Origin of the sequence: Enterobacter sp. BIDMC93 (assembly GCF_001037805.1) — a bacterium.
Classification (GTDB): Bacteria; Pseudomonadota; Gammaproteobacteria; order Enterobacterales; family Enterobacteriaceae; genus Enterobacter; species Enterobacter hormaechei_C.
This window is the reverse complement of record NZ_KQ089962.1, coordinates 734,042-754,897: the sequence shown is the minus strand read 5'-3', so window position 1 is coordinate 754,897 and position 20,856 is coordinate 734,042. Positions and strand designations below refer to the sequence as shown.

Annotated in this window: 24 protein-coding genes; 15 read left to right on the top strand and 9 right to left on the bottom strand. The window is 58.5% G+C overall.

Annotated features, from left to right (window positions below):
- Nucleotides 1–24: 24 nt before the first annotated feature.
- The 4 genes from rpoH to ftsY form a co-directional block, all read right to left on the bottom strand.
- Nucleotides 25–882, bottom strand: coding sequence for an RNA polymerase sigma factor RpoH (rpoH, locus tag SK58_RS03475; RefSeq protein ID WP_000159624.1), 858 nt, complete (start codon nt 880–882; stop codon nt 25–27).
- 250 nt (nt 883–1,132) lie between these two features.
- Nucleotides 1,133–2,188, bottom strand: a complete 1,056-nt coding sequence (gene ftsX, locus SK58_RS03470; RefSeq protein ID WP_017384126.1) for a permease-like cell division protein FtsX — start codon at nt 2,186–2,188, stop codon at nt 1,133–1,135.
- Nucleotides 2,181–2,846: a cell division ATP-binding protein FtsE gene (gene ftsE, locus SK58_RS03465; RefSeq protein ID WP_006812284.1), complete on the bottom strand. Its 666-nt coding sequence runs from the start codon at nt 2,844–2,846 to the stop codon at nt 2,181–2,183. The genes ftsX and ftsE overlap by 8 nt, the downstream gene beginning before the upstream one ends.
- Nucleotides 2,847–2,848: 2 nt before the next feature.
- Nucleotides 2,849–4,309 carry a signal recognition particle-docking protein FtsY gene (ftsY, locus tag SK58_RS03460; RefSeq protein WP_015571476.1) on the bottom strand — a complete coding sequence of 487 codons (1,461 nt, stop codon included), beginning with the start codon at nt 4,307–4,309 and terminating at the stop codon, nt 2,849–2,851.
- A gap of 127 nt (nt 4,310–4,436) precedes the next feature.
- Here ftsY and rsmD point away from each other — a divergent pair, with 127 nt between their 5' ends.
- Together rsmD and SK58_RS03450 are read left to right on the top strand one after the other, a co-directional pair.
- Nucleotides 4,437–5,039, top strand: a complete 603-nt coding sequence (gene rsmD, locus SK58_RS03455) for a 16S rRNA (guanine(966)-N(2))-methyltransferase (protein ID WP_015571477.1) — start codon at nt 4,437–4,439, stop codon at nt 5,037–5,039.
- Nucleotides 5,023–5,304 carry a DUF1145 family protein gene (locus SK58_RS03450; RefSeq protein WP_017384124.1) on the top strand — a complete coding sequence of 94 codons (282 nt, stop codon included), beginning with the start codon at nt 5,023–5,025 and terminating at the stop codon, nt 5,302–5,304. The genes rsmD and SK58_RS03450 overlap by 17 nt, the downstream gene beginning before the upstream one ends.
- Nucleotides 5,305–5,384: 80 nt before the next feature.
- Here SK58_RS03450 and SK58_RS03445 read toward each other — a convergent pair whose 3' ends face one another.
- Nucleotides 5,385–5,744: a DUF2500 domain-containing protein gene (locus SK58_RS03445; protein WP_032620984.1), complete on the bottom strand. Its 360-nt coding sequence runs from the start codon at nt 5,742–5,744 to the stop codon at nt 5,385–5,387.
- A 129-nt stretch (nt 5,745–5,873) separates the two neighbouring features.
- On the opposite strand from SK58_RS03445, the gene SK58_RS03440 reads away from it, so the two are divergent.
- Together SK58_RS03440 and zntA are read left to right on the top strand one after the other, a co-directional pair.
- Nucleotides 5,874–6,500, top strand: a complete 627-nt coding sequence (locus SK58_RS03440) for a lysoplasmalogenase (protein WP_003861515.1) — start codon at nt 5,874–5,876, stop codon at nt 6,498–6,500.
- A gap of 76 nt (nt 6,501–6,576) precedes the next feature.
- Complete coding sequence (gene zntA / locus SK58_RS03435; protein WP_047728568.1) at nt 6,577–8,748, top strand: Zn(II)/Cd(II)/Pb(II) translocating P-type ATPase ZntA; 2,172 nt, start codon at nt 6,577–6,579, stop codon at nt 8,746–8,748.
- A 99-nt stretch (nt 8,749–8,847) separates the two neighbouring features.
- Here zntA and SK58_RS03430 read toward each other — a convergent pair whose 3' ends face one another.
- The 4 genes from SK58_RS03430 to tusA form a co-directional block, all read right to left on the bottom strand.
- On the bottom strand, nt 8,848–10,134 hold the full coding sequence (locus tag SK58_RS03430; RefSeq protein ID WP_015571481.1) for a TRAP transporter large permease: 1,287 nt from the start codon (nt 10,132–10,134) through the stop codon (nt 8,848–8,850).
- A gap of 10 nt (nt 10,135–10,144) precedes the next feature.
- Nucleotides 10,145–10,654, bottom strand: coding sequence for a TRAP transporter small permease (locus SK58_RS03425; RefSeq protein WP_015571482.1), 510 nt, complete (start codon nt 10,652–10,654; stop codon nt 10,145–10,147).
- Between the two features lie 12 nt (nt 10,655–10,666).
- A complete protein-coding gene (locus SK58_RS03420; RefSeq protein WP_045328567.1) occupies nt 10,667–11,638 on the bottom strand; it encodes a TRAP transporter substrate-binding protein in 972 nt (323 codons plus the stop codon).
- A gap of 233 nt (nt 11,639–11,871) precedes the next feature.
- The gene (tusA, locus tag SK58_RS03415) at nt 11,872–12,114 is read right to left on the bottom strand and encodes a sulfurtransferase TusA (RefSeq protein WP_000130627.1); all 243 of its coding nucleotides are present in this window, start codon (nt 12,112–12,114) and stop codon (nt 11,872–11,874) included.
- Between the two features lie 169 nt (nt 12,115–12,283).
- Between tusA and SK58_RS03410 the strand changes: the two genes are divergently transcribed.
- The 11 genes from SK58_RS03410 (at nt 12,284) to SK58_RS03360 (ending at nt 20,854) form a co-directional block, all read left to right on the top strand.
- Nucleotides 12,284–12,949: a 7-cyano-7-deazaguanine/7-aminomethyl-7-deazaguanine transporter gene (locus SK58_RS03410; RefSeq protein ID WP_003861274.1), complete on the top strand. Its 666-nt coding sequence runs from the start codon at nt 12,284–12,286 to the stop codon at nt 12,947–12,949.
- A gap of 72 nt (nt 12,950–13,021) precedes the next feature.
- Nucleotides 13,022–13,579 (top strand): DcrB family lipoprotein, encoded by a 558-nt coding sequence (locus SK58_RS03405; protein ID WP_003861272.1) that lies wholly within the window; start codon nt 13,022–13,024, stop codon nt 13,577–13,579.
- Nucleotides 13,580–13,714: 135 nt separating this feature from the next.
- Entirely contained in the window at nt 13,715–14,764 is a 1,050-nt protein-coding gene (locus SK58_RS03400) for an AI-2E family transporter (protein WP_003861270.1), read from the top strand.
- A gap of 125 nt (nt 14,765–14,889) precedes the next feature.
- Nucleotides 14,890–15,612 carry a beta-ketoacyl synthase chain length factor gene (locus SK58_RS03395; RefSeq protein WP_017384119.1) on the top strand — a complete coding sequence of 241 codons (723 nt, stop codon included), beginning with the start codon at nt 14,890–14,892 and terminating at the stop codon, nt 15,610–15,612.
- A complete protein-coding gene (locus SK58_RS03390) occupies nt 15,609–16,424 on the top strand; it encodes a lysophospholipid acyltransferase family protein (RefSeq protein ID WP_023304568.1) in 816 nt (271 codons plus the stop codon). Before SK58_RS03395 ends, SK58_RS03390 begins: the two co-directional genes overlap by 4 nt.
- Nucleotides 16,405–16,662 (top strand): phosphopantetheine-binding protein, encoded by a 258-nt coding sequence (locus SK58_RS03385; RefSeq protein ID WP_003861263.1) that lies wholly within the window; start codon nt 16,405–16,407, stop codon nt 16,660–16,662. Before SK58_RS03390 ends, SK58_RS03385 begins: the two co-directional genes overlap by 20 nt.
- 11 nt (nt 16,663–16,673) lie before the next feature.
- Nucleotides 16,674–16,925, top strand: coding sequence for an acyl carrier protein (locus SK58_RS03380; RefSeq protein ID WP_003861262.1), 252 nt, complete (start codon nt 16,674–16,676; stop codon nt 16,923–16,925).
- Nucleotides 16,897–17,496 (top strand): COG4648 family protein, encoded by a 600-nt coding sequence (locus SK58_RS03375; protein WP_023304569.1) that lies wholly within the window; start codon nt 16,897–16,899, stop codon nt 17,494–17,496. Before SK58_RS03380 ends, SK58_RS03375 begins: the two co-directional genes overlap by 29 nt.
- On the top strand, nt 17,489–18,835 hold the full coding sequence (locus tag SK58_RS03370) for a class I adenylate-forming enzyme family protein (protein ID WP_023295554.1): 1,347 nt from the start codon (nt 17,489–17,491) through the stop codon (nt 18,833–18,835). Before SK58_RS03375 ends, SK58_RS03370 begins: the two co-directional genes overlap by 8 nt.
- Nucleotides 18,822–19,172, top strand: a complete 351-nt coding sequence (locus SK58_RS03365; RefSeq protein WP_017693835.1) for an ApeI family dehydratase — start codon at nt 18,822–18,824, stop codon at nt 19,170–19,172. The genes SK58_RS03370 and SK58_RS03365 overlap by 14 nt, the downstream gene beginning before the upstream one ends.
- Entirely contained in the window at nt 19,163–20,854 is a 1,692-nt protein-coding gene (locus SK58_RS03360) for a glycosyltransferase family 2 protein (RefSeq protein ID WP_023304570.1), read from the top strand. Before SK58_RS03365 ends, SK58_RS03360 begins: the two co-directional genes overlap by 10 nt.
- Nucleotides 20,855–20,856 lie beyond the last annotated feature (2 nt).

Here is a 20,856-nt window from a genome sequence, read left to right as displayed (position 1 = left end):
GGTTCTCGGTGTACTTCGCGGAAATTACGCTTCGATAGCGGCGCGAAGTTTTTTCATGGCGTTTTTCTCAAGCTGACGCACACGTTCAGCGGAGACGCCGTAGCGGTCGGCCAGTTCCTGCAACGTGGACTTGTTATCTTCGTCCAGCCAGCGGGCACGGATAATATCCTGGCTACGCTCGTCGAGGCCTTCCATCGCGAAGGTCAGCTTGTTCGCCGCCTGGTCTTCCCAGTTATCCTCTTCAATGCCGTCAGCAAAGTTAGAGGTTTTATCCTGTAGATACAGAACCGGGGCCATCGGCTGGCTGTCGGACGCGTCGTCGTCGGCAGACATATCAAATGTCATGTCCTGCGCGGCCATACGGGATTCCATCTCGCGGACGTCTTTGCTGGAAACGCCCAGCTCGCGCGCCACCATTTCCACTTCATCCTGATTGAACCAGCCCAGACGCTGCTTGGTTTTACGCAGGTTGAAGAACAGTTTGCGCTGCGCTTTCGTCGTGGCGACTTTCACAATACGCCAGTTACGCAGGACGTATTCGTGAATTTCCGCTTTGATCCAGTGCACGGCGAAGGAGACGAGTCGCACACCCACTTCCGGGTTAAAGCGACGTACCGCCTTCATCAGGCCAATGTTACCTTCCTGAATCAGGTCCGCCTGCGGCAGGCCGTAGCCCGCATAATTACGAGCAACGTGAACAACAAAGCGCAGGTGAGACAGGATCAGCGTTTTAGCTGCTTCCAGATCGCCCTGGTAATGCAGCTTTTCAGCAAGCTCCTTTTCTTCCTCAGCCGTTAACATCGGCCAAGTGTTCGCAGCCCGGATGTAAGATTCCAGGTTACCAACAGGGGCTAAAGCTAAAGTTTGCATTTCTTTGGTCATTCATTCCTCTCAATGTTTCTTCTGGTCCAGGTTGTCCCCGTCAGGCAACAACCATGCCAAAGCGTTTGAGCAACGAGATTAGCATTCACTCTTTTATCAGACAGTGATTTTATCCACAAGTTCCAGGTGCAACAGTGAATAAATTACGCACAAAATGTGACATGAAGATGATTACAGGGGAAGAGACAACAGGGACGCTTTCCCTGCAAGCGAACATCTCGGTGCAGGGAAAGATTATATCACGCTTTTATTAGTCGGGAGTAAAGTGGCGTAAATGTTGAACCGTTGCCAGCCATGCCGCCACCCAGCCGATCATGGAGCACACCAGCAGCAACAGCAGGCACTCATCGAACCCTAAGCCACTGATATCAAACTTAGTTCCGAAAACCTGCGCCACTTCAGTCACGGCAGACGACAGCCGCATCACCAAAATTTCTGACAATATCAATGAAAGAAATGCACCAGAAAAACCTAATAACGCGCCGCCGTAAAGGAACGGGCGGAGGATGAAACCATCCGTTGCGCCAATCAGTTTCTGCACGTTGATGGTATCGCGACGGGCGAAGATGCTCAGGCGCACGCTATTACCGATGACGAGGAACACCGCCGCCACCATCAGCACGCCGATCATCGCCGACACGCGTCCTACCAGCCCGGTCAGGGCGGCAAGACGGGCAAACCAGCTGTCGTCCATGCGCACTTCATCAATCCCGTTAATGCGGGTAATGCGGTCGCGCAGGGTGTTGAGCGAATCCGTGCCCTGGAAATCGAGTTTCGGGATCACCACCGCCACCGCGGGCAGCGGGTTCTCTTCAAGCATATCCAGCGCGCCGCCGAATCCGGACCAGTTGCGGAACTCACCCAGCGCTTCATCGCGGGAAAGATAGTTCACCTTCTCCACGCCCTGCTCGGCCTGAATCTGCCCCACCACCTGAGCCGCCGCGTTATCGTCGAGGGCTTTATCCAGATAAACGGTGATCTGCGGCGACGGATAGTACTGGGACGCCGCCTGGTTTACGTTTTTGTAAACCATGTAGCAGACGCTGGGCAGCGTCAGGGAGATGGCAATCACCATCACCGTCAGGAACGTCGCCAGCGGTTTGCTTTTCAGATCCTGCAACGCGCCCTGGAAGGCGTACCGCACCTGCTCGTTAAAGACGTTGGTTTTGCGGGAGTTCGGTTTCGGTGCCGCTTTGGCACGCTTAGGCGCATTGCGATTGCCGTCCCCGCCGCCCTGAGGCTTGCGGAAACGGTCAAACCGGTTGCTGAACTGCCGAATCTGGTTCATTGCATCACGCTTATTCACCGTGGCCTCCGTGCAAATGCCCGTCGCTCAGGGTCAGCATGCGGTACGAACGGCGGGAGATCAGCCCCATGTCGTGCGTCGCCATCAGTACCGTGACCCCCACGCGGTTAAATTCCTCAAACAGACGCAGGATCCCTTCAGAGAGAGCATCGTCCAGGTTACCGGTCGGTTCATCCGCCAGCAAAACGGCAGGCTTGTTCACTACCGCGCGGGCGATACCCACGCGCTGCTGCTCACCGCCGGAGAGCTGGATCGGGAAGTTCTTCGCTTTGTCCAGCAGCCCGACCTTATCCAGCGCCGCCGAAACGCGACGGCGGATATCATCGTAACTGGCGCCAGCAATAATCAGCGGGATCGCGACGTTATCGAAAACCGTGCGATCCATCAGCAGGTGGTGATCCTGGAAAATCATGCCAATCTGACGACGCAGGAACGGCACTTCACGGTTCTTAAGACGGCTAATTTCATGGCCGCTGAACCAGATTTTCCCGGCGCTTGGCCGCTCGATCCCACAGATCAGCTTGAGCAGGGTACTTTTCCCCGCGCCGGAATGGCCGGTCAGGAATGCCATCTCGCCTGGCTGGAGGTGGAATGTCACCCCCTGTAGCGCTTGTCTCCCGCCGAGATAGGCCTTGCTGACGTGTTCAAAGCGAATCATTGTTAGTCCTCTCGGGCAAATAGTGCCTCAATAAAGTCGTCCGCTTTAAACGGACGTAAATCCTCAATACGCTCGCCCACACCGATGTAACGGATAGGAATGCCGAACTGGTCGGCCACGGAGAAGATCACCCCGCCTTTCGCGGTCCCGTCCAGCTTGGTCAGCGCGATCCCGGTCAGTCCTACCGCTTCATGGAACAGTTTCGCCTGGCTGATGGCGTTCTGTCCGGTGCTGGCATCGATAGTCAGCATAATTTCATGCGGTGCATCTTCGTCCAGCTTCTTCATGACGCGAACGATTTTCTTCAGCTCTTCCATCAGGTGCGATTTGTTCTGCAAACGCCCTGCGGTATCCGCAATCAGCACGTCCACGTTACGCGACTTCGCCGCCTGGATGGCATCGAAAATCACGGACGCGGAATCCGCGCCGGTGTGCTGAGCAATAACCGGAATATTGTTGCGCTGGCCCCACACCTGAAGCTGTTCCACCGCTGCCGCACGGAAGGTATCGCCCGCCGCCAGCATCACCGATTTGCCCTGCTGCTCAAACTGGCGCGCCAGCTTGCCGATGGTGGTGGTTTTGCCCACGCCGTTGACGCCAACCATCAGGATAACAAACGGCATTTTGCCTTCAATATTAAGCGGTTCGTCAACTTTTGCTAGAATTTCACCCATCTCGTCTTTCAGCAGGCCGTACAGCGCCTCGGCGTCACGCAGCTGTTTGCGGCTCGCCCCTTCGGTCAGGTTGGCGATGATCTTCCGGGTGGTTTCCACGCCCACGTCCGCAATCAGCAGCTGCTCTTCCAGCTCCTCAAACAGATCGTCGTCGATCTTTTTGCCGCGGAACAGACTGATAAATCCGGAACCTAAGTTTTCTTTGGTTTTGAGCAGGCTGCGCTTCAGGCGCGCGAAGAAACCTTCTTTGGTCGGTTTTTCTTGCTCCTGAACGATCTCTTCTTCGGCCTGCGCTTCCACCGGCACGACGATGACCGCTTCTTCAGCCGCTTCCGCCGCCAGCGCCTGGGCTTCCAGCTCTTCGTCGGTCAACTCTGGCTCAAGGGCCGCTTCTTCTTCCACCGCCTCAACAATTTCAACGGTTTCCGCTTCGGCCTGCCACTCTTCGGCAGAAACCTCTTCAGCTTTCACCTCTTCCGGCAGCGGCAGCTCTTCGTGTTCGATAGTGGCCTGCGGCGCTTCGTTAAGGGTTTCAACGATAACCGGCTCTGGTTTTTCGCTCTCCTGAACCTGTTCAGTAACCTCAACCACCTCTTCGGCAAAGGATTCAATCTCTTCTTTGCTGTGGGCTGGCTCTTCCGCTTCGACAACCGCAGCGGTTTCGACAGGCGTTTCAGGCTGTGACGGCTCTTCTACAACCTGCTGTTCTTCGGTTTTCTGTTCTGTTTCTTGCTCTTTTTCACCGAAACCCAACCAGGAAAAGAAGCCACGTTTTTTTTGTTTTGCCATCTGCGACTACACTCCTCGCGGCGCTATATACAGGGAAGCTAAAAAAATGATGAAATAGTCTAACACTTTACTTAATTGACATCACCGCCCGCAATCGTAGGGCAATGGTTAACAGAGCTTTCCTGAGATGAAGAAACCCACCCGCGCCCCGGCCGGTCAAATTCGCATTATCGGCGGTCAGTGGCGAGGCCGGAAATTACCGGTGCCGGACAGCCCCGGTTTACGCCCCACCACGGACCGCGTTCGCGAGACGCTGTTTAACTGGCTCGCCCCGTCTATGGTAGACGCCAACTGCCTGGACTGCTTCGCCGGAAGCGGTGCATTGGGGCTGGAAGCGCTGTCGCGTTATGCCGCCAGCGCCACGCTGCTGGAGATGGAGCGCGGCGTCGCGCAGACGTTGCAGCAAAATCTGGCTACGCTGAAGGCAACCAACGCGAAAGTGGTGAATACCAACACGCTGAGCTTCCTCGCCCAACAGGGGACACCCTTCAACGTGGTGTTTGTTGACCCGCCGTTCCGTAAAGGGCTGCTGGAAGAGACATTATCGTTGCTGGAAAAAAATGGCTGGCTGGCAGACGACGCGCTGATTTACGTTGAAAGCGAAGTGGAAAATGGCCTGCCGCCCGTTCCCGTTCACTGGGATCTACACCGCGAGAAGGTCGCCGGCCAGGTGGCTTATCGTCTGTATCACCGTCAGGCACAAGGAGGATCCGATGCCAGTACTGATTAACGTAGGGCGCGTGCTGATGCTGTGCGTCTGGGCATTTTTGATTTTGAATCTGGTGCACCCGTTCCCGCGTCCGCTGAATATCTTTATTAACGTGGCGCTGATTTTTACCGCGTTCATGCATGCCTTGCAGATGGTGATGCTGAAAAACGGTCTGCCTAAAGATGGCCCACCGATGACCGGCTGGCAGCAGCTGCGGGTGTTTATTTTCGGCGTGTTTGAGCTGCTGGTGTGGATGAAGAAGTTTAAGGCGCAGGTGAAGAAGTAAGGTGCGCTATTGCCCGGTGGCGCGCAGCGATCCGGGCCTACGTAACCCCGTAGGCCGGGCAAACGCAGTGCCGCCCGGCATTACTGCTCAGGTGTAAAACCTTCAAACCGCGACCCTTTGTAACTCAGCGTGCCTTTCTCCCCCACCGTCAGCTGGTGGTACTGCTGCGCCTCCAGGCGGAAGGTCATCTCCAGCCCGCCGGTTTCCGGCTTAAAGCTCGCTTCATAGCGCATCGTTGTGCCCGCTGGCGTCACCTGCTGCTGGCGGGAGCGGCGGTCGTTAAGCGGCTTCTCACGCTTGTTCGTCACCACCACGCGCTTTTGCATCAGCGGCGCGGCGTCATTGTCGGCCTTCTCACGGCGCTGCTGCACGAAGCGAAACGAGGCGGCAATGACGATAATCGCCACCACGATAATGAAAAACAGCGGCATCTTGCTCATTGAAAAGTCCCATCAGATTATGCGGAATTCAGGATACCTCGCCTGCCCCGGCATTGCCAAACGCCCGCTCGCGTCACTACACTGGATCAGGAACTGATCATTCAGCCTCAACAGTTACAGGGAGTTAATATGCTTTGGTCATTTATCGCTGTCTGTTTTTCCGCATGGCTTTACGTCGATGCGTCCTACCGTGGCCCAGCCTGGCAGCGCTGGTTGTTTAAACCCGTCACGCTATTACTCCTGCTGTTGCTTGCCTGGCAGGCCCCGATGTTTAACGCCGTTAGCTATCTTGTCCTCGCGGGGCTGTGTGCTTCCCTGATTGGCGATGCCTTAACCCTGCTGCCGCGCCAGCGCCTGCTGTACGCCGTGGGGGCGTTCTTCCTGTCGCATCTGCTCTATACCATCTACTTTGCCAGCCAGATGACGCTCTCCTTCTTCTGGCCGCTGCCGCTGGTGCTGCTGGTGATTGGCGCCCTGCTGATCGCGGTGATCTGGTCGCGTCTGGAAGAGATGCGTCTCCCGGTCTGTACGTTTATCGCCATGACGCTGGTGATGGTGTGGCTGGCGGGCGAGCTGTGGTTCTTCCGTCCGACCGCTCCGGCAATGTCTGCGTTCTTCGGTGCCGCACTGTTGCTGTTGGGTAATATCGTCTGGCTGGGCAGCCACTATCGCCGCCGCTTCCGTGCGGATAATGCGATTTCCGCCGCCTGTTACTTTGCCGGACACTTCCTGATTGTGCGTTCGCTGTATATCTAAATAACGCTTGACTCTGGAGTCGACTCCAGAGTGTATGCTGCGGTTAATGAGAAAATTATCATTACCGGAGACTGCCATGTCGACTCCAGAAATACCTAAAAAAGTTCCCCAATTCTCGGCACTTAAGCTCAGCCCGGTTCCGCCAAAAGAGGACTGCTGCTGCGAGGGCGCGTGCGAAACCCGGACCGAAGCGCTGCCTGAAAACGGCAATCACTACAGCTGGGTGGTCAACGGCATGGACTGCGCGGCCTGCGCCCGCAAAGTGGAAAATGCGGTGAAGCAGGTGCCGGGTGTGAACCACGTTCAGGTGCTGTTCGCTACCGAAAAGCTGCTGGTCAGCGCCGAAAACGACGTCAGCAGACAGGTTGAAGCCGCCGTCAGCAAAGCGGGTTATACCCTGCGCAGCGAAACGGCGCCCGCAGAAAAAACGTCCCCGCTAAAAGAAAACCTGCCCCTTATCACCCTCATCATCATGATGGCCCTGAGCTGGGGGCTGGAGCAAATCAACCACCCGTTCGGCAACCTGGCGTTTATCGCCACCACGCTGGTTGGCCTGTTCCCGATTGCGCGTCAGGCGCTGCGTCTGATGAGAAGCGGCAGCTGGTTTGCCATCGAAACGCTGATGAGCGTGGCGGCTATCGGGGCGCTGTTTATTGGCGCGACGGCGGAAGCGGCGATGGTGCTGCTGCTGTTCTTAATTGGCGAACGCCTTGAGGGCTGGGCGGCGAGTCGGGCGCGTAAAGGGGTGAGCGCGCTGATGGCGCTGAAGCCGGAAACCGCCACGCGGGTTATTCATGGTCAGCGTGAAACGGTCGCCATCAATACCCTGCGCCCGGGCGACGTGATTGAAGTGCCCGCAGGCGGACGTCTGCCAGCCGATGGGGCCCTCATTACCGCCACCGCGAGCTTTGACGAAAGCGCCCTGACCGGGGAATCCATCCCGGTAGCGCGCGCGGCAGGTGAAAAGGTGCCTGCGGGCGCCACCAGCGTCGACCGACTGGTGCTGCTGACGGTCCTTTCCGAACCGGGCGACAGCGCCATCGACCGCATCCTCAGGCTGATAGAAGAAGCCGAGGAGCGCCGCGCGCCGGTAGAACGCTTTATCGATCGCTTCAGCCGGATTTACACCCCCGCCACCATGCTGGTGGCGCTGCTGGTCACCGTCGTCCCGCCGCTGTTCTTCGGCGCGCCGTGGGAGGGCTGGATTTACAAAGGGCTGACGCTGCTGCTGATCGGCTGTCCGTGTGCGCTGGTGATCTCCACCCCGGCGGCGATTACCTCAGGGCTGGCGGCGGCGGCACGTCGCGGGGCGCTGATTAAGGGCGGCGCGGCGCTGGAACAGCTGAGCCAGGTTCAGCACATCGCCTTCGATAAAACCGGCACGCTGACCGTCGGCAAGCCGCAGGTGACCGGCGTGTATCCGCAGGACATCAGTGAAGACGCCCTGCTGACGCTGGCCGCTGCCGTGGAGCAGGGCTCCACCCACCCTCTGGCGCAGGCGATTGTGCGTGAAGCGAAGGGGCGCGGGCTGACCATCCCTCCGGCAACCGCCCAGCGAGCGCTTGTCGGGTCAGGGATTGAGGCTGTGGTCGAAGGCAAAAAAGTGCTGATCGCCGCGGCAGGCGCGTTCCCGAATCCACAGGTTGAGGCATTAGAGCAGGCCGGGCAGACGGTTGTTGCCGTGATGCAGGACGGTGTACCGATGGGCATGCTGGCGCTGCGCGACACCCTGCGTGACGATGCGAAAGACGCCGTCGACGCGCTGCACAGGCTGGGGGTACAGGGCGTGATCCTGACCGGTGATAACCCGCGTGCGGCGGCGGCGATTGCCGGCGAGCTGGGGCTGGAGTTTAAGGCCGGATTGTTGCCTGCGGATAAAGTCAGCGCGGTAACCGAGCTGAACGGTCATGCCCCGCTGGCGATGGTCGGGGACGGGATAAACGATGCCCCGGCAATGAAGGCTTCCACCATCGGCATTGCGATGGGCAGCGGCACCGATGTGGCGCTGGAGACGGCGGATGCGGCGCTGACCCACAACCGCCTGACCGGGCTGGCGCAGATGATTAGCCTGGCGCGGGCGACGCGCGCCAATATCCGCCAGAACATTGGGATTGCGCTGGGGCTGAAGGGGATATTCCTCGTCACCACGCTGCTCGGCATGACCGGACTGTGGCTGGCGGTACTGGCGGATACGGGGGCAACGGTGCTGGTTACGGCGAACGCGTTGCGGCTGTTGCGCCGTCGGTAAAAATGCCCGGTGGCGGCTACGCCTTACCGGGCCTACAACATCTCCGAACCGTAACCGTAGGCCGGGTAAGGCGTAGCCGCCACCCGGCATAAAACGGCGTCACTGCATCCCTAGCACCCCCGGCAACCACAATGATATCGCCGGGATGTATGTCACCATCCCCAGCACTACCAGCAACATACCGTAAAACGGCAGCATCGCCCGCACCACGTGCTCGATCTTCTGCTTACTCACCGCGCTCGCCACGAACAGCACCGACCCGACCGGCGGCGTGATCAGCCCAATCCCCAGGTTCACCATCATGATCATTCCGAAATGCACCGGATCGATCCCCAGCGAGTTGGTCACCGGCAGCAGTACCGGGGTCAGGATCAGGATGATCGGCGCCATGTCCATTAGCGTGCCAATCAGCAGCAGCATGATGTTGAGGTACATGAGGATCACGTATTTGTTATCGGACAGCGACGTGAAGAATTCGGTGATGCGCATCGGCAGCTGCATGTAGGTCATTACCGCGCCAAACGCCGCGGCAAAGCCAATCAAAATCATCACGATGGTGACGGTTTTCACCGTGCGACACATTAGCTTCGGCAGCTCATTCCACTTGTAATCGCGGTAGATGAACATGGTGACGAAGAACGCCCACAGGCAGGCCACGGCGGCAGATTCGGTCGCCGTGAAGATCCCGGACAAGATCCCGCCGAGGATAATCACCACCGTCATCAGCCCCCACAGAGCATCGAGCATGATTTTCAGCGCCTGCCTGAACGGGATTTTGTCCCCTTTCGGATAGCCGCGCTTGCGGGCGAAGCACAGGCAGAGCACCATCAGGCTCACGCCCAGCAGCAGGCCCGGCAGCACGCCCGCGATAAACAGCGTGGCGATGGAGACCGTTCCCCCTGCCGCCAGGGAGTAAATCACCGAGTTGTGGCTGGGCGGGATCAGGATCGCCTGCACCGACCCGCTGGCCGTCACCGCCGCCGCGTATTCGCGCGGATAGCCCTTCTTCTCCATCTCCGGGATCATCACGCTGCCGATAGACGCCGTATCCGCCACCGACGAGCCGGAAATCGCGCCGAAGAACGTTGATGCCACGATGTTCACCAGCGACAGCCCGCCGCGAATAAAGCCGACAAAAACGTACGCGAAGTTGACCAGCCGTCGGGCAATGCCCCCTTCCGCCATGATCGCCCCGGCAAGAATGAAGAACGGGATCGCCAGCAGGGTAAATTTATTCACCCCGCTGGTGATCTGGATCATCAACGCCTCCAGCGGCAGATCGATCCACAACGCCCCCGCCACGGCGCTTAACCCGACGGCGAAGGCCACCGGCATCCCCAGCGCCAGCAAAATGGCGAGGGTGAATAACAAAACAAACGCATCCATTGTTCACCCCTTAACTGTGATTGCCGATCAGCACGACCGGACGGTTTTCCTGCGAGCCAAACAGCAGGCGTTCAAGCACAAACAGGATCAAAATGGCCGACCCGACAGGTAGCGGCAGATAGCTTTCGCCGGAGGTCAGAAGCGGAAACTCCGCCACCGGCTGCTCCCACAGCTCGACGCACAGCCAGTAGCTGTACCAGCACATCAGGCCTGAAATCAGCAGCATCAGCAGATCCACCATCCGCGCGCACACTCTTTGCAGCGACGCGGGCAGGCGGTCGGTGAGCATGTTGACCGCAATATGCGACCCGGCGCGGTAGCTCACCGCCGCGCCGATAAAGGTAAACGTCACCATGCAGATAATGGCGATCGGCTCCGGCCAGGATTCGCCGCGATTGAGCACGTAGCGTGAAAAAATGCCGATGGGGATGACAATCGTCATCACCAACAGCGAAATACCTGCCACCGCCATGGCGAACAGGTACAGACGGTCCATCCACTTCAGGTAGAGTTCGGACATACGTACTCCGGTTTACTGGACGTCAGCGATGGCTTTCATCAGATCCTGATGCTTATCGCCATACTGCGCGCGCACCGGCTCTGTCGCCTTGATAAACACCGTTTTATCGATGTCGTGGAACTGCACCCCGCCGGCCTTCATTTTCGCCAGCGCCTGGTCGTTATACGCATTCCACAGCTTGCGCTGCTCGAACTGCGCTTCGCGGGCCAGCACCAGGATCTTTTGCTGTTCGTCAGCGCTGAGCTTGTCCCATTTCACTTTGGAATAGAGCAGCATTTCCGGGGTGATGAAGTGGCCGCTCAGCGTGTAGTTTTTGGCGACCGGCATATAGTTGTGGGCGATAAAGGTTGGCGGGTTGTTCTCCGCGCCGTCGATCACCCCGGTCTGCATGCCGCTGTAAACCTCGCTGACGCCCATCGCCACCGAGTTCGCCCCCATCGCTTTCAGCGTGGCCAGCGCCACCGGGCTGCCCTGCACGCGGATTTTCTTCCCTTTCAGATCGTCCGGTTTGACGATCGGCTCTTTGGTGATCAGGTTACGGGTGCCGGAATCCATCCAGCCAAGGAAGACCAGACGCGATTTCGGGTTGGCGGTGAGTTTGTCGCCGATCTGCTTGCCGATATCCCCGTCGATCACCTTGTGCATGTGGTCTTCATCGCGGAATACGTAGGGCAGCGTAAACACTTCGATATCCGGCAGAATGGCAGCCACCGGCGCCATAGAGACGCGGATCATGTCGATCGCCCCCATCTGCGCCTGCTCAATCATCTGCTTTTCATCCCCCAGCACGCCGCCGGGGAAGACCTTAATCTCCAGCTTGCCATCGGTTTGTTGTTTGAGTTTTTCACCCATGTGCTGAACCGCCACCACGTTCGGGTAGCCTTCGGGATGCACATCGGCGGCTTTGATGGTCTGGGCAGAAACGGAGCAGGCAAAAGCAGACAGGCACAGCGCGGCCAGTAACGGCTTGAGGGTCGTTTTCATTGAGTCAACTCCAGGGTAGTGAGATAAGCGTTAAAACGATGTTTTAGTTTTTGACGCTTAAAAATTAGACTACGGCTGGAAAAGGGAGGGTGAAGCGCCTCACAAAAGCGCGAAATTTTGAAACGATGGTTCGAAATTGTGATGAGTACTTGTCGGGTGGCGGCTGCGCCTTACCCGACCTACTACACCCGTAGGCCCGTGCAAGCGAAGCGCCGCCGGGCGTCAGGCCGCACTTACCCCTTACGAATCAAATACCGGTACGGCAAGGTCTCGGTTTGCTGCGCCACCAGTTCATGTTCCATAAAGGTACAAAAGCCGGGGATATCACGGGTGGTAGCCGGGTCGTCAGCGACGATCAGCAGCGTTTCGCCACTCTGCATGTTACGGACGGTTTTACGCACCATCATTACCGGCTCCGGGCAGCGGAGGCCCTGAGCATCAAGCGTGTGGTCTGGGCTGGAAAACAGGTCGGTCATTTTCTTCTCGTTCAGGTAAAAACGGCTGTAGTTTACGCCCCGCTATCGCCAATGCAAACCAGGTTAACGATTGCGTGAAAATTAGCCATTGCAAAGTGTCGTCAAAGCAGTATCATGCGGCGGCTTTATTGGGTTCCCTCACCCCAAATATTAATCAAAAAGGTACAATATGAACTCCTTTACACAATCGCAGCGCGTCAAGGCGTTGTTCTGGCTTTCGCTATTTCATCTGCTGGTGATCATCTCCAGTAACTATCTGGTACAGCTCCCCATCTCCATTTTTGGTTTCCATACCACCTGGGGCGCGTTCAGTTTCCCGTTTATTTTCCTTGCGACGGATTTAACCGTGCGTATTTTTGGCGCACCGCTGGCGCGGCGGATTATTTTTGCGGTGATGATCCCGGCACTGTTTGTCTCCTACGCCATCTCCTCGCTGTTTTACATGGGCAGCTGGCAGGGCTTCGAAGCGCTGACGCACTTCAACCTGTTCGTCGCGCGTATTGCCACCGCCAGCTTTATGGCTTATGCCCTGGGGCAGATCCTCGATGTTCACGTGTTTAACCGCCTGCGTCAAAACCATCGCTGGTGGATGGCACCAACGGCCTCCACGCTGTTCGGTAACGTGAGCGATACGCTGGCCTTCTTCTTCATCGCCTTCTGGCGCAGCCCGGACGCCTTCATGGCAGAACACTGGATGGAAATCGCTCTGGTGGACTACGCCTTTAAGGTGCTTATCAGCCTGGTTTTCTTCCTGCCGATGTACGGCGTGCTGTTGAATATGCTGCTGAAAAGGCTGGCAGATAAATCTGAAATCTCCGCATTGCAGGCAGGTTAAGGGTTCGCTTTATCAGTTGTGATAAGATGAACGAATGAGCCGTTATGGCCGTTTATCGAAAGGAAGAAGTCAATGCGCAATCTGGTTAAATATGTCGGGATTGGCCTGCTGGTTGTTGGCCTTGCAGCCTGTGATAACAGCGACACCAAAACGCCTGCTCAGGGCGCGTCAGCAGAAAGCAACGCCACCGGTCAGCCGGTGAGCCTGATGGATGGCAAACTCAGTTTCTCTCTGCCTGCGGACATGACCGACCAGAGCGGTAAGCTGGGTACCCAGGCGAACAATATGCACGTCTATTCCGATGCCACCGGCCAAAAAGCGGTGATTGTGATCGTCGGTGACGATACCAGCGAAGATCTTGGCGTGCTGGCCAAACGCCTGGAAGATCAGCAGCGCAGCCGCGACCCGCAGCTTCAGGTGGTCACCAACAAGTCTGTTGAACTGAAAGGCCACACGCTGCAACAACTGGACAGCATCATCTCTGCCAAAGGCCAGACCGCCTACTCCTCCGTGGTGCTCGGCAAGGTGGACAATAAACTGCTGACCATGCAGATCACCCTGCCGGCAGACAATCAGCAGAAAGCGCAGACCGCCGCTGAAAACATCATTAACACCCTCGTGATCCAGTAATCGTTCACCAGGATGCCGTGGCCTCCGTCGCTTGCGCCGGGGGCCATTTTTTTGCCACGACTTTCAGACTAACACGCCAGACGAAGCCCATCCGGCGCACTACAATTAACACGCCCCCCGGAAAAAGGAATTCTTATGACTGCCAGCCCGCCCGACAAAGCCGGACTTCATATTTTATTAAAACTTGCCTGCCTGGTGGTTATCCTTGCGGGTATCCACGCGGCGGCGGATATCATTGTTCAGCTTCTGCTGGCGCTGTTTTTCGCCATTGTGCTCAACCCGCTGGTGACATGGTTTTTACGCCGGGGCATCAGCCGCCCGGTCGCGATTACCATTGTGGTGATGGTGATGCTGGTTGTCCTGACGGCGCTGTTCGGCGTGCTCGCCGCCTCGCTGAGCGAATTTTCCACCATGCTGCCGCAGTACAATAAAGAGCTGACGCGCAAGCTGGTCGATCTTCAGCGCATGTTGCCGTTCGTGAATCTGCATATCTCACCGGAACGGATGCTGCGTCGGATGGATTCCGAGAAGGTGATGACCTACGCCACCACGTTGATGACCGGGCTTTCCGGGGCAATGGCCAGCATTCTGCTGCTGGTGATGACGGTGGTGTTTATGCTGTTCGAAGTGCGCCACGTGCCGTATAAACTGCGTTTTGCCCTGAACAATCCTCAGATCCACATTGCCGGCTTGCACCGTGCGCTGAAGGGCGTATCCAAATATCTGGCGCTGAAAACGCTGTTAAGCCTGTGGACCGGCGTGATCGTCTGGCTGGGGCTGGTACTGCTGGACGTGCAGTTCGCGCTGATGTGGGGCGTGCTGGCCTTTTTACTAAACTACGTACCCAATATCGGCGCGGTGCTTTCCGCCGTTCCGCCGATGATCCAGGCGTTCCTGTTTAACGGTTTTTATGAGTGCATGCTGGTAGGGGCGCTGTTCCTTGTCGTGCATATGGTGCTGGGTAACATTCTCGAGCCGCGCATGATGGGCCATCGTCTGGGCATGTCGACGATGGTGGTGTTTTTATCGTTACTGATCTGGGGATGGCTGCTGGGTCCGGTGGGCATGCTGCTCTCCGTGCCGCTCACCAGCGTCTGTAAAATCTGGATGGAAACCACGAAAGGAGGCAGTAAACTCGCCATTCTTCTGGGTCCGGGTCGGCCAAAAAGCCGTTTGCCGGGATAACCGGGTGGAAAGGGTCAAAAGTGACGTTTATTCGCCAGCGCGACGACAACATTGTACGATGTGCGCAGCAAATCGCGCTGGCGAAGAAAAAGTCACAGAAACAGGTTTATCGCGGACGCGCGTAGATGAAATTTACACTTACCCTTATCGACTGGCAGGCAAGAGCGCCAGGACTCAGCGATGCCGACGAATGGCAGGCATGGTCACGCCGGTCTGACGCCATCGATCCCGCTGCACCGCTGGCGAAACTGACCGATCTGCCGATGATGACCGCCCGCCGCCTGAATTCAGGCAGCAGGCTGGCCGTCGATCTTGGCCTGATGATGCTGCGCAAACACCGCATCGATGCCGTCGTCTACAGCAGCCGTCATGGGGAGCTGGAGCGCAATTTCCGTATTCTCCAGGCCCTGGCGGCAGAACAGCCCGTTTCCCCCACCGATTTTGCCATGTCGGTACACAACTCGGCGGTCGGCAATCTCACTATCGCCGCGCGTCAGCCTGTTGTCTCTTCGTCGGTTTCCGCCGGTATGGATACCTTCCAGCAGAGCTTGTGCGACGTGCTGAGCCTGCTGCATGCGGGCTACTCCCGCGTGTTGCTGGTGGATTTCGACGGTCTGCTGCCTGATTTTTATCACGCCGGGCTGCCGCCGCAGATGCCCGTCTGGCCCTACGCGCTGGCGCTGGTGATTGAGGCGGGAAATACGCTCAGCTGTGAAACGCACGTCAACCGCACGCCTGAAGAGCCCGCGCTGCCGCAAAGCCTCCAGTTCCTGCGCCATTACCTGCGGGACGAGCGCCAGTTTACCCTGCCGGGCGAGCGCCTGCTGTGGCAATGGACGCGCCAATGAGAGGGTTACGTTCCCGCCTCGATCGGATATGGCGGATGCTGATGACCGGATTGTGCTTCGTCCTGTTCGGCCTCGGCGGGCTGACGCTGTCGCTGGTGTGGTTTAACCTGCTGCTGATTTTCCAGCGCGACCGCACTCAACGTCGCCGCCTGGCACGCCGCACTATTTCTGCCAGTTTTCGCCTGTTCCTCGCGGTGGTACGCGGTGCAGGGGTACTGGATTACCGTTTCAACAACCTGGACGTTCTGCGCGCCGAGCGGGGCTGTCTGGTGATTGCGAATCATCCCTCGCTGCTGGACTACGTTCTGCTGGCGTCGGTGATGAACGAAACCGACTGTCTGGTGAAAAGCGCGTTGCTGCGTAACCCGTTCGTCAGCGGCGTGATCCGCGCGGCTGACTATCTGATTAACAGCGAAGCCGACACGCTGCTTGCCGCAAGCCAGCAGCGTCTGGCCCAGGGCGACACCCTGCTTATCTTCCCTGAAGGCACCCGCACCCGGGTGGGGGAAGCCATGACCCTGCAACGTGGGGCGGCGAATATCGCCGTTCGCTGCAACAGCGCCGTGCGCGTGGTGGTGATCCACTGTAGCGAACGGATGCTTGATAAACAGAGCAGCTGGTATAACGTGCCCCCCAACAAACCTGTTTTCACCGTGGATGTTCGCGAACGCATCAACATTCATGATTTTTATGATGCGAGTCAGCACGAACCCGCGCTGGCAGCAAGGCAGTTAAACCGGCATATGCAGCATCAGTTAACAACCGGTCTTCAATCTTTGTCAGGAACGAAAGATGCAAGCGCTCTATCTTGAAATTAAGAATCTCATTATCTCTACGCTGAATCTGGAAGAACTTACCCCAGAGGATATTGATACAGACGCCGCGCTCTTTGGCGACGGCCTCGGTCTGGACTCAATCGACGCCCTTGAGCTGGGGCTGGCGGTAAAAAATCAGTACGGCGTAGTGCTTTCTGCCGAAAGTGACGAGATGCGTCAGCACTTCTATTCCGTTGCCACGCTCGCGGCTTTTATCCATCAACAACGCGCCTGAGAATGACCGCTATGACAGAACAACAAACGATTTATCAGGAAGTCTCTGCGCTTCTTATTACGCTGTTTGAAATCGCCCCGGAGGATATTACCCCTGAGGCACGTCTTTACGAGGATCTGGACCTCGACAGCATTGATGCCGTCGATATGGTGGTGCACCTGCAAAAGAAAACGGGCCATAAAATCAAGCCCGAAACCTTCAAAGCGGTGCGCACGGTGCAGGACGTCGTGGACGTTGTGGAACAGCTTCAGCGCGACGCGTAACGTGCGTTCGATTCCAGTTCTTCCCGCCCTGACGGGGCTGATGCTGCTGGCATGGCCGTTTTTGATCGGCTTCGGGCTGGCGAATAATAGCCTGCACGGGATACTGCCCGTGATGGCGCTGGTGCTGCTGTTGCGCGTCTGCCAGGCCCGTCGGCAGGGCGGCCCCCTGCGTTATCTGTTCGTGAGCGTGGCGCTGGCTGGCATAGCGCTTTGCGCGGCGAGCTACGTCCTGCACGCGCACCAGTGGGTGCTGTTATATCCAGTGGTGGTGAATCTGGTGATGCTGGTGGTGTTTGGCGGTTCGCTGTGGACGGCAATGCCTGTCGTTGAACGGCTGGCGCGCCTGCGTGAACCGGATCTCTCCCCCGTCGGGGTACGTTACACGCGCCGGGTTACCCAGGTCTGGTGCGGCTTTTTTATTATCAACGGGGCGATCGCGCTGTTTACCGTATTACACGCCGATATCCGTCTGTGGACGCTGTGGAATGGGATGATTGCCTATCTCCTGATGGGCACGCTGATGGCTGGCGAGTGGGTGGTGCGACAACGGGCGATGAAAAACGATGCTTAACCCTCTTCCGCTTAGCCAGTGGCTCAGTGCGCCCCGCCCTGACGACACCCCTGTCGCCTGGCAGGACGACCATCTCTGGACGCTTGGCGATCTGCGCCACGACGTCACTCAGTTGGTCGACACGCTGCGTCGTGAAGATGGCGAGCGCTGGGCGTTGTGCATCGAAAACGGTTATCTGTTTATTGTCGCGCTGCTGGCGACGCTGCATGCGGGTAAAACGCCGGTCCTCCCCGGGCACAGCCGGGCGGCGCAGCTTAACGAACAGCGGGCGCTGTTCAGCGGCGTCCTGAGCGACACCACGCTCGATTTTCAGGGGCGACAGCTGCGGGTGGCTTCCGCGCAGCGGGCAGGCCATCCCTTTTCACCGCTGCCTGCCATCGGTGAGATGCGCACGATCGAGCTTTACACCTCCGGCTCGACCGGCACGCCGCAGCGGGTCAGTAAGCCGGTGGTCAGCCTTGATCGTGAGGCTCGTCTGCTGGCGGCGCATTTTGGCGAGCGTCTGGCGGGCTGTCACGTCGTGGCTTCCGTGGTGCTGCACCACCTGTATGGCCTGACGTTTCGTGTTGTCTTACCCATGGCGCTCGGCCTGCCGCTGCATGCCAGCCTGCTCAACTATGCCGAGCAGCTCTCTGCCCTTCCCGACGATAAACGCTATCTTTTCATCAGCAGTCCGGCGTTTCTCAAGCGGCTGGACGCGTCGCTGACGCCGCCCCCCGTCAACCTGCTCGTCTCCGCCGGCGGCGCACTGCCCTGGCTGGAGGTCGCCGCGGTTCAGGCCTGGCTCAACGTCTGGCCGGATGAAATATACGGCAGCACGGAAACGGGCGTAATGGCCTGGCGCTACCGTCAGGAGGAAAGCACGCGCTGGCAGCCTTTTCCCGGCGTGGCGTTTCACGGCGATCGCGTGACGTCGCCGCTGATCCCCGAGGCGGAGGGAATCGTGCTGGATGATATCCTGCACTTCACGGCTGACGGGCAGTTCAGCCTCGTCGGGCGTCGTGGTCGGGTGGTCAAAATTGAAGATAAGCGCATTTCACTCGATGACATTGAGCACCGCCTGCTGGCGCTGGACGGCATCCGCGAGGCCGCCGCGCTGACGGTGACGCGCGGCGGGCGTCAGGGCATTGGCGTATTGCTGGTGCTGAATGAAGCGGTGCGTCAGCAACACGAACAGAGCAAAACAGCGCAGGAGCTCGCCTGGCGACGCGCCCTTCGCCCCTGGCTTGAACCGGTTGCCGTACCGCGCTACTGGCGGATCGTTGATGAAATCCCGGTCAACAGCATGAACAAGCGCGTGACTGCGCAGCTACAGGAGTTGTTTCATGAAGATCCCTGAAATCGGGCGCCTCCAGCCCGATCCACAGCATCTGGAGATAACCTTTTATCTTGATCCTGACCTGCTCTGGTTTAAGGGACATTTCGCCGTACAGCCGCTGCTGCCGGGCGTGGCGCAGCTCGACTGGGTGATGCATTACGCCGCCGCGCTGGCGTCGGGCTACCGTTTTCACAGTATTCAGAACGTGAAGTTCGCCGCCCCGCTGTTGCCGGAGAACACGGTCACGCTGCTCCTTGCCTGGCAGCCTGAACGCCAGTTGCTGACCTTTAGCTACCAGCGCCATGCGGGTAACGAGCGCCACACCGCCAGCAGCGGGAAGATTCGCTTATGTCAGTAACCTTCCGTCCCTGCGTGCTGATCCCCTGCTACAACCACGGGGCGATGATGGCTTCGGTGCTGGCGCGCCTGGCGCCTTTCGATCTGCCCTGTCTGGTGGTGGACGACGGCAGCGATGAAACCACGCGCCGCACGCTTGAAGCGCTGGCGGCGGATCGTCCGCAGATGACACTGCTGCGGCTGGCCGAAAACAGCGGCAAAGGCGCGGCGGTGATGCTGGGGCTGAAAGCCTGCGCCGATCGCGGCTTCACCCACGCCGTTCAGGTGGACGCTGACGGCCAGCACGCTATCGAGGACATTCCCAAACTGCTGGCGCTGGCCGGGCGTCATCCCGATGCGCTCATTTCCGGGCAGCCCGTTTACGATGACTCAATCCCCCGTTCGCGCCTGTACGGGCGCTGGATAACGCACGTCTGGGTCTGGATTGAAACCCTCTCCCTGCAACTGAAAGACAGTATGTGCGGGTTTCGCGTTTACCCGATAGCCCCGGTTCTGCGCCTTGCAGCAACCACGCCGCTCGGCAGGCGAATGGATTTTGATACCGAAGTGATGGTGCGCCTCTACTGGCAGGGCAACACCAGCTATTTTCTGCCCACCCGCGTGACCTATCCGCCGGACGGGGTATCCCATTTTGATGCCCTGAAAGACAACGTGCGCATCTCGTTGATGCATACCCGTCTGTTTCTCGGCATGCTGCCGCGCATTCCTTCCCTGCTGATGCGTCGCCGCTCGCAGCACTGGGCGCAGCAGCAGGAGGTAAAAGGATTATGGGGCATGCGCCTGATGCTGCGCGTCTGGCAGTTGCTGGGGCGTAAGGCGTTTACCGCCCTGCTGTGGCCGGTTACCGCCGTCTACTGGCTGACCGCCCGCTCTGCGCGTCAGGCGTCGCAGCAGTGGCTGGCGCGGGTTAAAACGGTGATGGCACAGCGGCAAATGCCGCCCCTCGCGCGGCTAAACAGTTTTTCCCACTTCCTGCGCTTCGGTCATGCCATGCTGAATAAAGTGGCCAGCTGGCGCGGCGAAATGAAACTCCATCGCGATCTGGTCTTTGCGCCAGGCGCGCAGGAGGCGCTGGGGCTCGACGATCCTCAGGGCAAACTGCTGCTCGCGTCGCATCTTGGCGATGTGGAAGCCTGCCGTGCGCTGGCCCAGCGCGAAGGGGCGAAAACCATCAACGCGCTGGTCTTCAGCGACAACGCCAGACGCTTTAAGCAGGTGATGGAGGAGATGGCGCCGCAGGCGGGCATTCACCTGATGCCGGTCACCGACATTGGCCCGGAGACTGCCATCCTCATTAAAGAGAAGCTGGATCGCGGCGAATGGGTGGCGATCGTGGGCGATCGCATCGCCGTCACCCCGCAGCGCGGCGGCAGCTGGCGGGTGATATGGAGCGAATTTATGGGCCAGCCCGCGCCGTTCCCGCAGGGGCCGTTTATCCTGGCGTCCATTTTGCGCTGCCCGGTGGTGCTGATTTTTGCCCTCTGTCAGCAGGGAAAGCTGACCCTGCACTGCGAGCCGTTTGCCGACCCGCTGCTGCTGCCGCGCGGCGAACGCCAGCAGGCGCTACAGCAGACCGTCGACCGCTATGCGCAGCGGCTGGAGCATTACGCGCTCTTGTCGCCGCTCGACTGGTTTAATTTTTTCGATTTCTGGCAGCTGCCAGAGGTCAACGAGAAGGAGTAAAG

Excerpts from the sequence above, each read along its gene's own strand:
- SK58_RS03390 (WP_023304568.1), top strand. The coding sequence starts at position 15,609 with ATGAGAGGGTTACGTTCCCGCCTCGATCGGATATGGCGGATGCTGATG.
- SK58_RS03365 (WP_017693835.1), top strand. The coding sequence starts at position 18,822 with ATGAAGATCCCTGAAATCGGGCGCCTCCAGCCCGATCCACAGCATCTG.
- SK58_RS03425 (WP_015571482.1), bottom strand. The coding sequence starts at position 10,654 with ATGTCCGAACTCTACCTGAAGTGGATGGACCGTCTGTACCTGTTCGCC.
- SK58_RS03400 (WP_003861270.1), top strand. The coding sequence starts at position 13,715 with ATGACTGCCAGCCCGCCCGACAAAGCCGGACTTCATATTTTATTAAAA.
- rsmD (WP_015571477.1), top strand. The coding sequence starts at position 4,437 with ATGAAGAAACCCACCCGCGCCCCGGCCGGTCAAATTCGCATTATCGGC.
- SK58_RS03410 (WP_003861274.1), top strand. The coding sequence starts at position 12,284 with ATGAACTCCTTTACACAATCGCAGCGCGTCAAGGCGTTGTTCTGGCTT.
- SK58_RS03395 (WP_017384119.1), top strand. The coding sequence starts at position 14,890 with ATGAAATTTACACTTACCCTTATCGACTGGCAGGCAAGAGCGCCAGGA.
- ftsY (WP_015571476.1), bottom strand. The coding sequence starts at position 4,309 with ATGGCAAAACAAAAAAAACGTGGCTTCTTTTCCTGGTTGGGTTTCGGT.
- SK58_RS03420 (WP_045328567.1), bottom strand. The coding sequence starts at position 11,638 with ATGAAAACGACCCTCAAGCCGTTACTGGCCGCGCTGTGCCTGTCTGCT.
- SK58_RS03440 (WP_003861515.1), top strand. The coding sequence starts at position 5,874 with ATGCTTTGGTCATTTATCGCTGTCTGTTTTTCCGCATGGCTTTACGTC.
- tusA (WP_000130627.1), bottom strand. The coding sequence starts at position 12,114 with ATGACCGACCTGTTTTCCAGCCCAGACCACACGCTTGATGCTCAGGGC.
- SK58_RS03405 (WP_003861272.1), top strand. The coding sequence starts at position 13,022 with ATGCGCAATCTGGTTAAATATGTCGGGATTGGCCTGCTGGTTGTTGGC.
- SK58_RS03430 (WP_015571481.1), bottom strand. The coding sequence starts at position 10,134 with ATGGATGCGTTTGTTTTGTTATTCACCCTCGCCATTTTGCTGGCGCTG.
- SK58_RS03450 (WP_017384124.1), top strand. The coding sequence starts at position 5,023 with ATGCCAGTACTGATTAACGTAGGGCGCGTGCTGATGCTGTGCGTCTGG.
- rpoH (WP_000159624.1), bottom strand. The coding sequence starts at position 882 with ATGACCAAAGAAATGCAAACTTTAGCTTTAGCCCCTGTTGGTAACCTG.
- zntA (WP_047728568.1), top strand. The coding sequence starts at position 6,577 with ATGTCGACTCCAGAAATACCTAAAAAAGTTCCCCAATTCTCGGCACTT.
- SK58_RS03445 (WP_032620984.1), bottom strand. The coding sequence starts at position 5,744 with ATGAGCAAGATGCCGCTGTTTTTCATTATCGTGGTGGCGATTATCGTC.
- ftsE (WP_006812284.1), bottom strand. The coding sequence starts at position 2,846 with ATGATTCGCTTTGAACACGTCAGCAAGGCCTATCTCGGCGGGAGACAA.
- SK58_RS03385 (WP_003861263.1), top strand. The coding sequence starts at position 16,405 with ATGCAAGCGCTCTATCTTGAAATTAAGAATCTCATTATCTCTACGCTG.
- SK58_RS03380 (WP_003861262.1), top strand. The coding sequence starts at position 16,674 with ATGACAGAACAACAAACGATTTATCAGGAAGTCTCTGCGCTTCTTATT.
- SK58_RS03370 (WP_023295554.1), top strand. The coding sequence starts at position 17,489 with ATGCTTAACCCTCTTCCGCTTAGCCAGTGGCTCAGTGCGCCCCGCCCT.
- SK58_RS03360 (WP_023304570.1), top strand. The coding sequence starts at position 19,163 with ATGTCAGTAACCTTCCGTCCCTGCGTGCTGATCCCCTGCTACAACCAC.